Annotated in this window: 16 protein-coding genes; 12 read left to right on the top strand and 4 right to left on the bottom strand. The window is 31.1% G+C overall.

The genetic code is table 11. From position 1 onward, the window contains the following. Positions 1 to 412: 412 nt before the first annotated feature. The 12 genes from thrS to K6T82_RS23675 all read left to right on the top strand — a co-directional run bounded on the left by thrS (position 413) and on the right by K6T82_RS23675 (position 11,256). Entirely contained in the window at positions 413 to 2,359 is a 1,947-nt protein-coding gene (gene thrS, locus K6T82_RS23730; RefSeq protein WP_223711444.1) for a threonine--tRNA ligase, read from the top strand. Between the two features lie 22 nt (positions 2,360 to 2,381). Then, positions 2,382 to 2,933, top strand: coding sequence for a translation initiation factor IF-3 (infC, locus tag K6T82_RS23725; protein ID WP_184167516.1), 552 nt, complete (start codon positions 2,382 to 2,384; stop codon positions 2,931 to 2,933). Positions 2,934 to 3,030: 97 nt separating this feature from the next. Next, positions 3,031 to 3,228, top strand: a complete 198-nt coding sequence (gene rpmI, locus K6T82_RS23720; RefSeq protein ID WP_026727505.1) for a 50S ribosomal protein L35 — start codon at positions 3,031 to 3,033, stop codon at positions 3,226 to 3,228. A 100-nt stretch (positions 3,229 to 3,328) separates the two neighbouring features. Beyond that, positions 3,329 to 3,673, top strand: a complete 345-nt coding sequence (rplT, locus tag K6T82_RS23715) for a 50S ribosomal protein L20 (protein WP_035649542.1) — start codon at positions 3,329 to 3,331, stop codon at positions 3,671 to 3,673. Between the two features lie 261 nt (positions 3,674 to 3,934). Beyond that, positions 3,935 to 4,600, top strand: coding sequence for a hypothetical protein (locus K6T82_RS23710; RefSeq protein ID WP_223711442.1), 666 nt, complete (start codon positions 3,935 to 3,937; stop codon positions 4,598 to 4,600). Between the two features lie 32 nt (positions 4,601 to 4,632). Continuing rightward, positions 4,633 to 5,205: a Crp/Fnr family transcriptional regulator gene (locus tag K6T82_RS23705; protein WP_223711440.1), complete on the top strand. Its 573-nt coding sequence runs from the start codon at positions 4,633 to 4,635 to the stop codon at positions 5,203 to 5,205. 79 nt (positions 5,206 to 5,284) lie between these two features. Next, positions 5,285 to 5,719, top strand: coding sequence for a carboxymuconolactone decarboxylase family protein (locus K6T82_RS23700; RefSeq protein ID WP_223711438.1), 435 nt, complete (start codon positions 5,285 to 5,287; stop codon positions 5,717 to 5,719). A gap of 167 nt (positions 5,720 to 5,886) precedes the next feature. Then, the gene (locus K6T82_RS23695; protein ID WP_223711436.1) at positions 5,887 to 7,611 is read left to right on the top strand and encodes a tetratricopeptide repeat-containing sensor histidine kinase; all 1,725 of its coding nucleotides are present in this window, start codon (positions 5,887 to 5,889) and stop codon (positions 7,609 to 7,611) included. Positions 7,612 to 7,772: 161 nt separating this feature from the next. Further along, positions 7,773 to 9,398, top strand: a complete 1,626-nt coding sequence (locus tag K6T82_RS23690; RefSeq protein WP_223711434.1) for an ATP-binding protein — start codon at positions 7,773 to 7,775, stop codon at positions 9,396 to 9,398. A 9-nt stretch (positions 9,399 to 9,407) separates the two neighbouring features. Next, a complete protein-coding gene (locus K6T82_RS23685) occupies positions 9,408 to 10,076 on the top strand; it encodes a DNA-binding transcriptional response regulator (RefSeq protein WP_223711432.1) in 669 nt (222 codons plus the stop codon). A 137-nt stretch (positions 10,077 to 10,213) separates the two neighbouring features. Beyond that, entirely contained in the window at positions 10,214 to 10,381 is a 168-nt protein-coding gene (locus K6T82_RS23680; protein WP_223711430.1) for a hypothetical protein, read from the top strand. Between the two features lie 71 nt (positions 10,382 to 10,452). Beyond that, positions 10,453 to 11,256: an endonuclease/exonuclease/phosphatase family protein gene (locus tag K6T82_RS23675; protein WP_223711428.1), complete on the top strand. Its 804-nt coding sequence runs from the start codon at positions 10,453 to 10,455 to the stop codon at positions 11,254 to 11,256. On the opposite strand, the gene K6T82_RS23670 is transcribed toward K6T82_RS23675, so the two are convergent. The 4 genes from K6T82_RS23670 to K6T82_RS23655 all read right to left on the bottom strand — a co-directional run bounded on the left by K6T82_RS23670 (position 11,257) and on the right by K6T82_RS23655 (position 15,085). Continuing rightward, on the bottom strand, positions 11,257 to 12,516 hold the full coding sequence (locus K6T82_RS23670; protein ID WP_223711426.1) for an asparagine synthetase B: 1,260 nt from the start codon (positions 12,514 to 12,516) through the stop codon (positions 11,257 to 11,259). It abuts the gene before it with no gap. A gap of 350 nt (positions 12,517 to 12,866) precedes the next feature. Then, complete coding sequence (locus K6T82_RS23665; RefSeq protein ID WP_223711424.1) at positions 12,867 to 13,532, bottom strand: response regulator transcription factor; 666 nt, start codon at positions 13,530 to 13,532, stop codon at positions 12,867 to 12,869. Positions 13,533 to 13,647: 115 nt separating this feature from the next. Further along, the gene (locus K6T82_RS23660) at positions 13,648 to 14,439 is read right to left on the bottom strand and encodes a sensor histidine kinase (protein ID WP_223711422.1); all 792 of its coding nucleotides are present in this window, start codon (positions 14,437 to 14,439) and stop codon (positions 13,648 to 13,650) included. Positions 14,440 to 14,455: 16 nt separating this feature from the next. Beyond that, the gene (locus tag K6T82_RS23655; protein WP_223711420.1) at positions 14,456 to 15,085 is read right to left on the bottom strand and encodes a hypothetical protein; all 630 of its coding nucleotides are present in this window, start codon (positions 15,083 to 15,085) and stop codon (positions 14,456 to 14,458) included.

Here is a 15,085-nt window from a genome sequence, read left to right as displayed (position 1 = left end):
TGCACTTTGCACCGTTTTTAATCCCGCAGAGCCGCCAGGACGCCGAGTTTTTTACTTCCGCTTCTTCTGGAAAACCATCCCCCTAGCCCCGATAGGAGCGGAAATCCTTTTTATGGCGGGGTTCGCCATAAAAAGATTGGAGCGCATAGCGGGAATAAGCTCCTGATTATTATTCAAATTAAAATTCTCAATGGGCTTCGACTCCGCTCAGCCTGACAAACTATACCTATATACTATATATGTACAAACAACAAACCCGACAGGTTTTAGTAAACTGTCGGGTTGGAAATGAGAATTACTCCTATATATAATAGAGTAAAAACTATACACATATATAATAGAGTAAACTTATACATATATATTGTATGTATTTTTGTAATCATGTATATTTGCATTCACAAAATTATAAACAATGATCAAGATCACTTTACCCGATGGGTCAATTAGAGAGTTCGCTTCAGGCGTAACTCCAATGGAGGTCGCTAAAAACATTAGCGAAGGTTTTGCTAGAAACGTTATTTCAGCATCTTTTAATGGTACAACTATTGAAACCGAAACTCCATTGACGACCGACGGTAATCTTATATTATATACTTGGAATGATGCGGAAGGTAAAAAAGCTTTTTGGCATTCGACTTCGCACGTAATGGCTCAAGCTCTTGAGGAATTGTATCCTGGAATTAAATTAACTCTTGGACCTGCAATTGCCAATGGTTTCTATTATGATGTAGATTTTGAAGATCAAAAAATATCTGAAGCTGATTTCAAAAAGATCGAAGATCGTATTCTTGAGATTTCAAGAGGGAAATATGATTTCAAAATGCGTCCAGTAACTAAAGCAGAAGCCTTAGAGATGTACAAAGACAACGTTTACAAAACTGAATTGATTTCAAATCTTGAAGACGGAACTATTACTTTCTGTGATCACGCTACTTTTACTGATTTATGCCGTGGTGGACATATTCCGAATACTGGAATTATCAAAGCAGTGAAAATCATGAGTGTTGCTGGTGCTTATTGGAGAGGTGACGAAAAGAACAAACAGCTGACTCGCGTTTACGGAACTTCTTTCCCTAAACAAAAAGACTTAACAGAATATCTTGAACTTCTTGAAGAAGCAAAACGTCGTGATCACCGTAAATTAGGAAAAGAACTTGAATTGTTCGCTTTCTCTCAAAAAGTAGGTCAAGGTTTGCCTTTGTGGTTACCAAAAGGAGCTGCGCTTAGAGAACGTTTAGAGCAATTTTTGAAAAGAGCTCAAAAGAAAGCTGGTTACGAGCAAGTTGTTTCTCCTCATATTGGTCAGAAAGAACTATATGTAACTTCGGGTCATTATGCTAAATATGGTGCAGATAGTTTCCAACCAATTCATACCCCAGCAGAAGGTGAAGAGTTTTTATTGAAACCAATGAACTGCCCTCATCACTGTGAAATCTATAATGTAAGACCTTGGTCATACAAAGATTTACCAAAACGTTATGCTGAATTTGGGACTGTTTACAGATATGAGCAGTCTGGAGAATTACACGGCTTGACTCGTGTTAGAGGTTTTACTCAGGATGATGCGCACATTTTCTGTACTCCAGAGCAATTGGACGAAGAGTTCAAAAAAGTAATTGACCTTGTATTATATGTATTTGGTTCATTAGGTTTTGAAAACTTTACTGCTCAGATTTCATTGAGAGATCAGGAAGACAGAGAAAAATATATTGGAACTGATGAAAACTGGGAGAAAGCAGAAAACGCTATTATCAACGCTGCAAAAGACAAAGGTCTTAATACTGTGGTTGAATACGGTGAAGCAGCCTTTTACGGTCCAAAACTAGATTTCATGGTAAAAGATGCTCTCGGAAGACAATGGCAATTAGGAACAATTCAGGTAGATTACAACTTACCTGAGCGTTTTGATTTGACTTACAAAGGTGCTGATAATGAATTACATCGTCCTGTTATGATTCACAGAGCTCCTTTCGGATCTATGGAACGTTTTATAGCAATTTTGCTTGAACACACAGCAGGAAATTTCCCACTTTGGCTAATGCCAGAGCAGGCTATAATCTTGTCTTTGAGCGAGAAATACGAAAATTATGCTAAAAAAGTTTTAGATTTGCTAGAAAATCACGAAATTCGCGCCCTAATTGACAATCGAAACGAGACAATTGGCAAGAAAATTAGAGATGCAGAAATGCAGAAAATCCCATTTATGCTGATTGTAGGTGAAGAAGAAGAGAAAAACGGTACAATTTCTATTCGTCGTCACGGACAAGAAGGAAAAGGTAATATTACCGTTTCTATTGAAGAATTTGCTTCGATTGTAAACGAAGAAATAAAAAAGACATTAAAAGTATTTACAGTTTAACTTAAATTAGAAAGTCATAGCAATAAGAAGCAACAGAGGTTTTCAACCTCGAGTAGAAAAAAAAGACGCACACAGGATAAATAACAATATTCGTGGTGTACAAGAAGTACGACTAGTAGGTGAAAACATCGAACCAGGTGTTTTTAAACTTGCTGACGCTTTACGATTGGCAGATCAATTTGAATTGGATTTGGTTGAAATTTCACCAAATGCCGAGCCGCCAGTTTGTAAAATTATGGATTACAAGAAATTTGTTTACGAACAAAAGAAAAGAGACAAGGCATTAAAGGCTAAATCTTCTCAGGTTGTTGTAAAAGAAATTCGATTTGGGCCTCAAACTGACGAGCATGATTATGAATTTAAAAGAAAGAACGCTGAAAAATTCTTAAAAGAAGGAGCTAAATTAAAAGCTTTCGTTTTCTTTAAAGGACGTTCTATCATTTATAAAGATCAAGGTCAGATTCTATTATTGCGTCTTGCTCAGGATTTAGAAGAACACGGTAAAGTTGAAGCTATGCCTGTTTTGGAAGGAAAGAGAATGATCATGTTCATTGCTCCTAAAAAGAAAAAATAGTCTCAGTTTGCAGTTTCAGTATTCAGTTTTGAATCTGAAACTGTAAAATTGAAACAAAAATATAAGTAAGTAAGAATAAATTAAAACACTAGGAAAAATGCCTAAAATGAAAACAAAATCTAGCGCTAAGAAACGTTTTAAAGTTACTGGCTCTGGAAAAATTAAAAGAAAGCATGCTTTTAAAAGTCACATCTTGACTAAAAAATCTAAAAAACGTAAATTAGCTTTGACACACTCAGCGCTAGTTCACCAAACAGATATGAAAAGCATTAAACAACAATTAAGAATTATCTAATAATTCTTTAGGTTAAAAAATTATTTATATAACCTTGGAGTATGGCCTTAAGTTCCTTTGATTCAATTCAGGACGCCTGCTACAAAAACACATTAAAATTATGCCAAGATCGGTAAATTCAGTTGCTAAAAGAGCAAGAAGAAAAAAAATAATGAAGCAAGCCAAAGGTTTCTTTGGAAGACGTAAAAACGTTTGGACAGTTGCTAAGAATGCAGTAGAGAAAGCAATGTGCTACGCTTACCGCGATAGAAAACAAAACAAAAGAAATTTCCGTTCATTATGGATTCAACGTATCAACGCTGGAGCTAGATTAGAAGGAATGTCTTATTCTCAATTCATGGGGAAAGTTAAAGCTAACGGAATCGAATTGAACCGTAAAGTTCTTGCAGATTTAGCTATGAACCACCCTGAAGCTTTCAAAGCTATTCTTAATAAAGTAAAATAAACGTTTTATAAACTCAATTTAAGATTACTTACTTATTATAAAAAAAGCCATTCGTTTATTCGAATGGCTTTTTGTTTTTATTATTTTTCCATGTCAGCACACAAGTAAGAAATGAAGAAACTATTTACTCTTTTTTTTATAACACAAATACTCTTGGTAGAAGCCCAAGAGAAAAATCTGGACAAAAATTCCGTACAGACAATCATTGGCATAATTGACAAACGTGATACAAATTGTCTCTCCGAAATTAAAAGAGCTAAAATGGATTTTAAAAACAAGGAAGTTCTTTTCAACATTATTGCCGAAGGATATCTTGACAGCAATTACAATAGACATCATCCTTATTTAATAAATTTACTGAAAGAAAAAGGAATTAATTTTTCTCAGTCTAATCATCCTGAATTTTCATCCTTCTGGAGTTCTGATAACGAAAATAGATATCCATTAGTTACAAATTGTTACTGCAAAGCATCCAATGAATTATTGAATCTGAAATATGGAAAGAACTTTATAAAAAACATTGAAAGAAAGGCTGATAGCTTGTATGTGCTAAGCAGAATAGACACACCTTTTGAATATCCTTTTGGAGTAGACGATTACTGTCTGATATATCCAAAAGCTGGAGACTTTTTAGAACAAAAGATTCAAATTCAAAAAGATTTTTTCTCTTCTTTTGTATTCCCCAAAAATTTCATCCAAAGCAATGAAAAAAGAGATTTTCGTGCAAAAACTAAATTTACAATCAACAGAGACAATTCAACATCTAATATTAGTGTAAAAATTGAATTTAAAAACTCAAAGAACGAACAGTTCAACAACTTCTTGATTGATCAAATCACCGAATTTGTTAAACATGCAAATTGGCAAGCCGCTGTAAGCAATGGTATAAAAGTAAATACTAACTTTGAAATTATTTTTCACAATTAAAAGACAGATCAAACCTCTATATAGATTCAATAATGCATAACGAACTTGTTAGCCATATAAAAAAGTTTATTCCCCTTGATTCTTCAGAAGTTGCTATTCTTGAATCAAGATTAAGCATTTCTACAATTAAAAGAAAAGATCATGTGTTGCAAGAAGGACAAATTTGCAATACGATGTATTTTGTTGTAAAAGGTTGCATGCGACAATATATTATTAATCCGAAAGGAACAGAACAAACATTACAATTTGGTGTAGAGAATTGGTGGATTACAGATTACTTGAGCTACCACAATCAGACACCTTCTCATTTCTACATTCAGGCAGTAGAAACTACAGAAGTTATTGCTCTGGAAAAATCTGTTTTAGAATCATTGCTTGATGAAATCCCTAAACTAGAAAAGTACTTTAGGATTGTAGCACAAAAAGCTTTTGGCGCTGCACAAATGCGTATTAAATTTCTATTTACAATGTCGGCGGAAGAAAGATATCATCACTTCAATAATCAGCAACCAGACTTTGTACAACGCGTTCCACAATACATGCTTGCCTCCTATTTAGATTTTTCTGCTGAATTTATGAGTAAAATTAGAGCTGGAAAGGTCTAATTTGTATTTCTTGAAGTAGTTCAAGTTTTTGAGAGCATACATTACTGACCTTTGTAATGAACTTTTAAAACATATAAAAATGAAATCAAGAATTCTTATCCCGAATGTTGCTCCAGAAGCTTATAATGCTTTATTGAATTTAGAAAAATATATTTCTTCAACTGCATTAACTCCCGTTCATAAAGAACTAATCAAAATTCGTGCTTCTCAAATTAACGGTTGTGCTTACTGTATCAACATGCACACAGCAGATGCTAGAAAACATGGTATTTCTGAACAAAGAATTTATTTAATCAGTGCTTGGCGCGAAGCTGATGTTTATACTGAAGAAGAAAAAGCAATCTTAGCTCTAACAGAACAAGTGACTTTAATAAGCAATCATGTTTCTGATGAAGTTTATCAAAATGCTGCGCAATTTTTTGATGAAAAATACCTTGCAGAAATCATTTTAGCGATCATCACGATTAACTCTTGGAATCGATTAGCAATTACAACCGGATTGCGTGCTGTATAATTTATAAAGAGAATATTTACAAGCTCTTACCAGACAAAAGCCCTTATGAATAAAGGGCTTTTTGTATTTAATTAGAAATCAGAATCAAAAAAAACAGAATTTGAAAATATTTTAAAATACCGTATTTATACTCTTTCGTGATTTCTAGAATTATTTATTTTTGGCGCATGATACCAAAAAGAATACAAATATTTACTTCTTTAATAACTTTATTATTAACACTTTTTTCTTGTCAGAAACACAATATTGATTCTTCAAAAAAAACAAATAACCAAGTTGAAATTCAAAAATTAATTAGTAGAGCAGATCAATTTCACAAAAAAACTGATTCTAGCGACAGCGCTTTTTTTTACTACAATAAAGCAAAAGCAAATTGCAACCTTAAAGAAGATGCTAAATATTATGTTTACTGCATGTACTATATGGCCGAAATCCAGCAAGACCATGAAGATTTTGCAGGAAGTATCAAAACGGCAAGTGAAACCCTTCCGCTTTTAAGTCATCTCAAAAATTCAGATTCTGTATGGAATATCTATAGTGTACTAGGAAGAAATTATTACTACACTTATGATTATCCGACAGCTATTTACTACTACTCTAAAGCATTTCGCCTAAAGACTAATAGAATCAATAAGCTTGAAGCAAAAAATAACATTGCCGTCATCTACTTAAAGCAACAAAAATTTGACAAAGCGCTTCCTATTTTTTTATCGATAAGTAATGAGCAAATTGTCCAAAAAAGTCCCGAAAGCTATTCTAAAATATTAGACTATATAGGTTATTGCTATTATAAACTTAAGGATCCAAGAGCTTTATCTTTTTTTGAAACGAGTCTCAAAATAAAATCTAAGGTAAATGACAGTGATGGTTTAGGCAGAACCTATTATAATCTTGCGGAATATTATCAAAATACCAAAGCCGATTTGGCAATGAAGTATGCTAAATTAAGTTACAAAAACTTCACTTTATCTAAAAACAGCAATGATTGTTTACTTGTCTTAAAATTCATTATAGAAAATAGTTCTGCCATTGAATCTCAAAAAAATGCAATTATCTATACAGAACTTAGAGAAAAAAGTTTCGTTGATAGACAAAGAGCTAAAAATCAATTTGCAAAAATCAAATACGATTCTAAAAAAGAAAAAGAAGAGAACTTAAAATTAAAGGCTCAAAAAATCAAAAATGAACTTCAATTAGCAAAACAAGAAAATAGAAATATTATATCTTATATGATAATCGTATTAGCATCATGCCTAATTGTTTTTGTGTATATATTTTTAACTGTAAGAGCTAATCGTCAAAAAATTGAAGCAACTTATCAAAGTGAAACCAGAATTTCGAAAAAACTGCACGACGAATTAGCCAATGATATTTACCATGCAATGGCATTTGCTGAAAACAAAAATCTTTCTTCTGAGGATAATAGAAATGATATACTAAAAAAACTAGATGATATCTATTCACGATCAACAAATATTTCAAAAGAAAACACTCCACTTTTAAGCAATCAAAATTATATCGCATCAATAAAACAAATGATTTCCGGATTTAATACTCCTGATGTAAATCTTTTGATAAACGGCCTAGATACTATTTCCTGGGATAACATTGATAAAATTAAAAAAATAGCGGTCTACCGTTCGATACAGGAATTACTTGTAAATATGAAAAAGCATAGTGAGGCAAGTTTGGTTGGAATAACTTTTAAAGAGATATCCAATACTATAACAATCAATTACAACGATAACGGAAAAGGAATTGACACCCAAAAAATGGTATTGAAAAATGGTTTACATAATATTGAGAATAGAATTCATGCCATAAAAGGCGAGATCAAAATTCAATCAGAATATGGTAAAGGGTTTAAATTTTTAATCAAATTTCCATTATAATGATTAAAGATATTTTTTACTCTATTCAAAAAAAATACATTGTTGTTTGCTTGCTAATTTTTATTTTAATTTTAGCCGCTTTTTTTTATTTCCAATTTTCCGAAACAAAAAAAAATCGAATAAATCACATCAAAACAGATAAATCTGCTGCTATAAAAAAGATGAGAGATAAAGCAGATTCTTTTTGGGATTTGGGAAAAAACGACAGTGCTATTTATTATTTCAATAAAGCACAACTCCTATGCAATCCCAAAACAGAATATGCAGATGATTATGTTGGCATATTGAACAATATTGCAGAAATACTGCAACGAAACGGTGATTTTTATGAAACAGAAACCATCCTTACAAAGACATTCCCTTATTTAGACCACACAACCAATGTAAAGTATCCTGTAAATACTTATACGTTTATGGCGTACAATTATTATAATACTTATGATTATGAAAGCGCATTACATTATCATAAAAAAGCATTAAAAAAGGCAATATCTACCTTTAGAAAATCACGGATATTGTCTGAAATCGCATTTGTATATATAACCCAAAAAAGATTTCAAGAAGCCGTAGATATTTTAGAACCAATATCCAAATATAGAATTGAAGATAAAATTACCCCTTCAAATACAGATATGCAACAATCTGCTTTATTCTATAATCTTGGTCTTGCTTATTTAGGACTTGAAAATCATAAAGAACAAGCATACAAGGCTTTTAATAAAAGCATGGAAATAACAATTCCATTAAATGATGATTATGAATTAATTGCCAACTATTACTCTTTTTATTTATATTATTTAAAATATGATAATCCGGAATTAACAAAAATAAATATCGAAAAAGCATATAATTGCGCAAAAAAAACAAAATCGGTTACTTATCAAGTTCAAATGTTAGCCTGCTTAATTGGCGCCGAAAATGCTCAAAATTCAAAAAAATACTGGAAGATTTATAGTCAAATGACCGATAGTCTTAGTATAAGCACAAAAAAGGCAAAAAATCAATTTGCCGACATTATATACAATTCGAAAAAAGATAAGGAAGAAAATATAGAACTAAAATACCAACAAGCAAAAAACGAACTAAATCTTCAAAGGCAAAAAAATACAAGTTTTATTTCTTACGTTATTATTTTTATCAGTGTTCTTGTTTTACTTTTTCTTGCTTATTATATAACTCATAAAGGAAGAAAAGAAAAAAATGATGCTGTTTTTAAAAGCGAAATGCGTATTTCAGATAAACTTCATAACGAACTAACAAAAGAAATCTACGAAATCCTGTCGTTTGCAGAAAACAATGAATTAGAAAATATAGAAAACAAAGATAAATTTCTTTACAGCCTTAATAATATTTATTCAAAAACAAGAAGTATTTCTAGAGAAAATAGCGCCATACTTACTGATGATAATTATTCGAGTGGTTTAAAAGAAATGATTTCCGGTTACACAACAGCCAATTTAAACATTATCATAAATGGTTTGAATTCTTTTTCATGGTCAAAAATTGATCGCATTAAAAAAATTACTGTTTACAGGGTTCTTCAGGAAATTTTTGATTCTTTAAAAAATATAAATAATCCTTCTTTAGCAAGCTTAACTTTCAAGAAAGACAAAAAAAATATTACCATAACATATGCTGACAATAGTAGAGAAATGGAAGATAAATACATTAATTTAAAAAAAAGACTACAAAATGTGGAAAACCGTATTAAAACAATAAAAGGAACGCTTAATTTTGATGAACATTCTGAAAATGGTTTTAAAATAAGTTTCACATTCCCTATATAAAACGACAATATGTTTAAAAAAGTTTTAGTTGCCGAAGATTTAGACAGCATTAGTATCGCTGTAGTTCAAGTACTTGAAGAATTGGAAATTCCAACTATTCATCATGTAAAATATTGCGATGAAGGTTTGCTCAAAATAAAAAAAGCTTCACTTGAAAATGAACCTTACGATTTATTAATTACCGATTTATCATTTAAATTAGATCATAGAAAAGCAACTTTAACAAGTGGAGATGAACTTATTGAAGCTGTTAACAAGGTGGATCCTAAATTAAAAAAGATCGTTTTTTCTATCGAAGACAAAAGTTACCGAATTAAATCTCTCTTTAATGAATTAGGGATCAACGCTTATGTATCAAAGGGAAGAAATAGTATAGCAGAGTTAAAAAATGCTATTGTATCTAGTTATAACAATGAAGAAAAAATACTTTCTTCTGATTTATCATTTTCATTTAATGACAAATCCCTGATTGAAATAGAATCTTATGACATTTCAATTTTAAAACTTTTATCAAAAGGCTACATTTTAGAAAGTATTTCGAAAGAATTTAAAGATTTGTCTATTACACCCAATGGAACAAGCAGCATCGAAAAAAGAATTAATAAGCTAAAAATTTATTTTAAAGCCAATAATAATGTCCATTTGATTGCTATTGCAAAAGATTTTGGATTGGTATAATGAAACATCTTTACGGAATAACGTAAGGATTTGCTCCCTAGATAATTTTAAATTTGTTATCAAACCTACTAATGAGACCAAAAAACATAACGGCAATTTTATTGTCAAAAATTAATACAACTCAAAACAAAATCATCATGAAAACAATGTTTCTTTGTTTATTTTTATCAATAACTTTTGCGTTTATTTCTGAGAAAACCGGTTGGCTGGAAATTGACTGGAAATTGATTTTTATTCCGGCATTATTAGTTTTACAGATTATAATAATTGGAACAGCTTTAAAAAACAGATATAAAAAACATTAATTAATTCTAGCAAAAGAACTGATTTTACAAGGACAGAAAATGCCTATATTTGATATTATTTTAAATTTTGCATGAAGAAAGTTCTCAGCCTTTTCCTTTTATTAATTACATTTTTATCCTTTTCACAAACCAAAGTTCTATCCTGGAATTTAGAAAACTTTGGTAAATCAAAATCGGCAGCAGAGTTAAATTATATAGCCAAAAAAATTTCGGCGTATGATATCGTTGCTGTTCAGGAAGTTGTTGCCGGTTACGGAGGCGCACAAACTATAGCTAAACTTGCTCAACTACTAAATCAAAAAGGATTTAAGTGGGAATACGCAATTAGTGATCCAACTACCAGCAGCAGTTATAAAACAGAGCGATATGCTTTTATCTGGAAAACTGCCAAAGCAAAATTAAAAAGCGATCCTTGGCTGGAGAAAAAGTACAACCTAGAAATTGATCGGGAACCCTACTTTGCAACGTTTCAAATAGACAAAAAAACCATTACACTTGTCAATTTTCACGCTATTACCAAAAAAAAACAACCTGAAACTGAAATCAAATATTTTAAGTTTTTACCCTCACAATATCCGAATTTGAATTTAGTTTTTTTAGGAGATTTTAACTGTCCTGAAACACATTCTGTTTTTAATCCTTTAAAAAAAATGGGATATTCATCTGTTTTAAAAAATCAAAAAACTACTTTGAAACAAAAATGTAAAAACAATATCTGTCTGGCTTCTGAGTTTGACAATATATTTTACAATACTTCCCGTTTAAAAATAATCCATTCGGGTGTAATTCATTTTTACGAAGATTTTGAATCGCTTCAAGAAGCCCGAAAAATATCCGATCATATTCCGATTTGGTTCGAATTTTCTCTAAACTAATTACGTTTTAAGTTTCTTTTTTCTTGCAGCAGGAAACAAAACATTATTCAAGATTAATCTATAACCAGGAGAATTTGGATGTAAATCTAAAACAGTAGGTGGATCACCAACCTGATGCTGAAAATCTTCAGGATCATGTCCTCCAAAAAAAGTAAACATTCCTTTGCCTTTCTCTCCATGAATATATCTGGATTCGCCATTCAACTCACAAGTTCCCATAATTAGAACATTCGATTTTATTAAAGAGCTATCAAACGAAGTAGTTTGTCCCATAAAACCTTTTACCAATTGTGTATGATTTTGACATAGCATACTTGGAATTGGATCCCATTTTGCCGAAAACTCCATTAAAGTAAAATAATCTTTTTCCATTACGATACGTCTTTTTGTCGTCATATCGATATCTGAAAATTCATAAACTTCAGGTCTTCTTTCTAAAGTAAAATTTTTGAAGGCAAAAGAGTTATTATAATTCAGCTTTGACTGATAATTAGATTCACTTGGATCTCCATCAAACATAGTTTCACAAATATCTACTCCATCTGCAGCAAGCGCAATATCAAAACTATCTGTTGCAGAACACATGGCAAACATGAATCCTCCCCCAATAACAAAGTCTCTGATTTTTTTTGCAACAGCCCCTTTTTCCTGAGAAACTTTTTCATATCCTAATTTAGAAGCCAGCGCTTCAGCATCTCTTTTCTGATCTATATACCAAGGTGTATTTTTGTAAGCTGCATAAAATTTACCGTATTGTCCGGTAAAATCTTCATGATGCAGATGCAGCCAATCATACATTAACAATTGATCACTTAAAACTTCTTCATCATATATAGGTGTAAATGGAATTTCGGCATAAGTTAAAACCAAAGTAACGGCATCATCCCAAGGTTGTTTTCCTTTTGGAGTATAAACTGCAATTTTTGGTGCCTTTTCCAGAATTACCGATTCCATATTTTGAGAGGGGCTCGAAATTTCATTTAAGATTGAAGCTTCTTCACTATCTGAAATAACTTCAAAACTAACCCCGCGAATTTTACATTCTTTTCTAATTTCTTCAACATCAGGAAGAAGAAAAGAGCCTCCTCGGTAATTTAAAAGCCAGCTTGCTTTATAATCGCGACTAAGACACCAGTAGGTTATACCGTAAGCTTTTAAGTGATTTTGCTGTGTTGATTCGTCCATCGGAAGTAAAATAAACGACGCACGAGCATTAAATGTAATTAAAAGTATAAAAATGTAGAATAAACTCTTATTCATCCGAAAATTATTTTAGTAAAGATATAAAGGAACTATCAGAAAAAAGAATCGTAGGAATCTTTTATGACTTAATAGAATGTTAAATATAAAAACAGGGGTAAATACCTGATTTACAATACCTCAAAAAACAGGTAAAAACACCTATAGTTCACATAAATAATCTATCTACATTTGTTATCCCAGGTCATCAAACTAATCAATGTAAAAAAACAAACCACCATGAAGTTTAATGATAGTAATAATCAAGAAAAGGGTATGAATGTAATTCAGAAAATAGGAATAGGCGTTTTAGTTTTAACAATCATAGTATATTATGTATTGTCAATTCAGTTTTTGACGGCTTAAATTTTTTAAATAGTCAAAACAGCTAAGTCATTTTGAATGGCATAGACAACCAAACCTGCTATATTTCGCGATTCTGTTTTAAGCAGTAAATTATTTCTGTGCCCTTCAATAGTCCTTGGACTTAAAAAAAGGAGTTCTGCAATTTCGGCTGTAGTTTTCTGCTGGCAGATCAACTGAAGAATTTCAATTTCTCGAGGTGAAAGGAAATTAGTTTCCAGACCACCCTTAGAATTTTTCGGAGAAACTATAGTTTCCTGAATTGTTTTCAGAACATTTTCATTGTAATAAAAACCTTTAGAAGCTACTTCACTTATAGTGAGAATTAAATCTTTTGGAGTAGTATTTTTTATCAAATAAGCCACGGCACCAACCTGAATCATATTGGCTATGAATGATTTAGTATCATAACTTGTCAATGCAATAATCTTAATATCAGGAAACGATTTTCTAATAATTTTTGTGGCTTCAACACCGTTTAAAACCGGCATCTTCAAATCCATTATAATTATATCGGGTTTAATTTCGTTTTTTTCAAGTTGAGAGATTAATTCTTCTCCATTTGAAGATTCAAAAAGAACATCTATATTCTCTTCTCTTTGCAATAAAAAAGAAATTCCTTTTCGAAATAAAATTTCATCATCGACTAGAGCAATTTTAATATCGGCATTCATCTTATTTGATTTTGGTCGTTTGTTTTGGTCTGCCGAATTTACGAAATTATGATTTACAAAACATCTAATTACTTGATTTTATTGACTAAACACTTGTTAAAATCTTTTATTTCATTTAAAACGTAAAATTCACAGTTATTCCGTTGTTGATTTCGGAGTTAATTTTTATTGTACCTTCCAAAAACGATATACGGCTGTCAATATTTTTCATCCCAAGTCCTTTCTGATTTTCAGCATTAGAGCTATCAAAACCAATTCCGTTATCTTCGTAATCACAATTATTTACTCCGTCTTTATTTGTAAAAGAAATCCATAATTCTGTAGCTTTTCCGTGTCTGAGTGAATTGTTCATCAACTCTTGCAAAATTCTGAAAACATGCAAATGCTTATCGATATCCTTGTCATCAAAATCGATTTCATTTTTATAATGCGTTTTAACCGATTTACTGGTTTCAAACTCTTCGCATAGTTCTTCTATACCAGCATTCAATCCAAATTTTTCAAAAACAGGAGGTAATAAATTATGGGCAATTTTTCTCGAATTATCTAACGCCTTGGTTGTTAAGTTGATTATATTCTCTGTAATTTCTGCTGTTTCGGCCTCTGTAAGATTTGGCGCTGTAAGCAAATGACTGTTTAACGAAACAATATTTAGCTTTGAACTAATATCATCATGAAGGTCTTGCGCAATTCTTTTGCGTTCCTCTTCCTGAGTAAAAATAATTGCATGCAATTGTTCTTTTTGATATTGCAATACTAAATCTTTTTTTTCCAGCTCTTTCTGGATAATTTTTTTTCTTGAAAAATAAAAGAATACAATTAAAACTACCGATAAGATCATTAAGAAAAGTGACGTATACAAAATGATTGCAACGATTTCTTTTTCTGGCAGTGCATGAACATTCATATTTTATAAAATAATGCTAATTAACGGATTTTTTTGAAAAATTCTTTTTCCAATCAAACAATATGAACCCATAATACATAACCAATAACACGGAATTTAACTGCCAGCTCAAAAATTTAAATTCTTTACTTAAATTATGAGTTAAGTTTCCAATCAAAAACAAAACGGTACTGGTAAGCAAATAAAACATAACACCAATACTGATGTAGTAATATTTTTTACTTTCTGTAAGCATATTGTAAAAGTGAATTAATGCAAAAATCACAACTAACAAAGAAGCCAATGTTATTTCAAATAAATTAAAACGTAGAAACTGACCCCAATCTGTCGCAAATTGTATCGCAAGTATTAGCAATGCAGCACCAACACTTATTAAAACAAACCTTTTTTGGCTTTTTACATTGAATATAGAATTATAAAACAACCCTAAAAATATCATTTGACCAATAATGAAGATATTTACCAGAAATAAATTATTCAGATGAAAATGATACATCGCTTCCATTGAAAACTGCATGATAAAACAAAAAGCCAGATAACTTACAAAAAAAACATTAGCTTCTTCCTTTCGGAAAAAGCTATATGTATATAAAATCAGGTCAATCGTTAAAACGAAATAACCGAGATATATAAAAATATCGGCCAT

This window comes from Flavobacterium potami, assembly GCF_020026915.1.
Taxonomy (GTDB): domain Bacteria; phylum Bacteroidota; class Bacteroidia; order Flavobacteriales; family Flavobacteriaceae; genus Flavobacterium; species Flavobacterium potami.
Note: the sequence above shows the minus strand (reverse complement) of the source record. Positions and strands in the feature narration are given on the sequence as shown.

Coding starts and splice junctions, on each gene's coding strand:
- rplT (WP_035649542.1), top strand. CDS start 3,329: ATGCCAAGATCGGTAAATTCAGTTGCTAAAAGAGCAAGAAGAAAAAAA.
- K6T82_RS23685 (WP_223711432.1), top strand. CDS start 9,408: ATGTTTAAAAAAGTTTTAGTTGCCGAAGATTTAGACAGCATTAGTATC.
- K6T82_RS23665 (WP_223711424.1), bottom strand. CDS start 13,532: ATGAATGCCGATATTAAAATTGCTCTAGTCGATGATGAAATTTTATTT.
- rpmI (WP_026727505.1), top strand. CDS start 3,031: ATGCCTAAAATGAAAACAAAATCTAGCGCTAAGAAACGTTTTAAAGTT.
- K6T82_RS23680 (WP_223711430.1), top strand. CDS start 10,214: ATGAAAACAATGTTTCTTTGTTTATTTTTATCAATAACTTTTGCGTTT.
- K6T82_RS23705 (WP_223711440.1), top strand. CDS start 4,633: ATGCATAACGAACTTGTTAGCCATATAAAAAAGTTTATTCCCCTTGAT.
- K6T82_RS23670 (WP_223711426.1), bottom strand. CDS start 12,516: ATGAATAAGAGTTTATTCTACATTTTTATACTTTTAATTACATTTAAT.
- K6T82_RS23700 (WP_223711438.1), top strand. CDS start 5,285: ATGAAATCAAGAATTCTTATCCCGAATGTTGCTCCAGAAGCTTATAAT.
- K6T82_RS23710 (WP_223711442.1), top strand. CDS start 3,935: ATGGATTTTAAAAACAAGGAAGTTCTTTTCAACATTATTGCCGAAGGA.
- K6T82_RS23660 (WP_223711422.1), bottom strand. CDS start 14,439: ATGAATGTTCATGCACTGCCAGAAAAAGAAATCGTTGCAATCATTTTG.
- K6T82_RS23655 (WP_223711420.1), bottom strand. CDS start 15,085: ATGGCCGATATTTTTATATATCTCGGTTATTTCGTTTTAACGATTGAC.
- K6T82_RS23690 (WP_223711434.1), top strand. CDS start 7,773: ATGAGAGATAAAGCAGATTCTTTTTGGGATTTGGGAAAAAACGACAGT.
- K6T82_RS23675 (WP_223711428.1), top strand. CDS start 10,453: ATGAAGAAAGTTCTCAGCCTTTTCCTTTTATTAATTACATTTTTATCC.
- K6T82_RS23695 (WP_223711436.1), top strand. CDS start 5,887: ATGATACCAAAAAGAATACAAATATTTACTTCTTTAATAACTTTATTA.
- thrS (WP_223711444.1), top strand. CDS start 413: ATGATCAAGATCACTTTACCCGATGGGTCAATTAGAGAGTTCGCTTCA.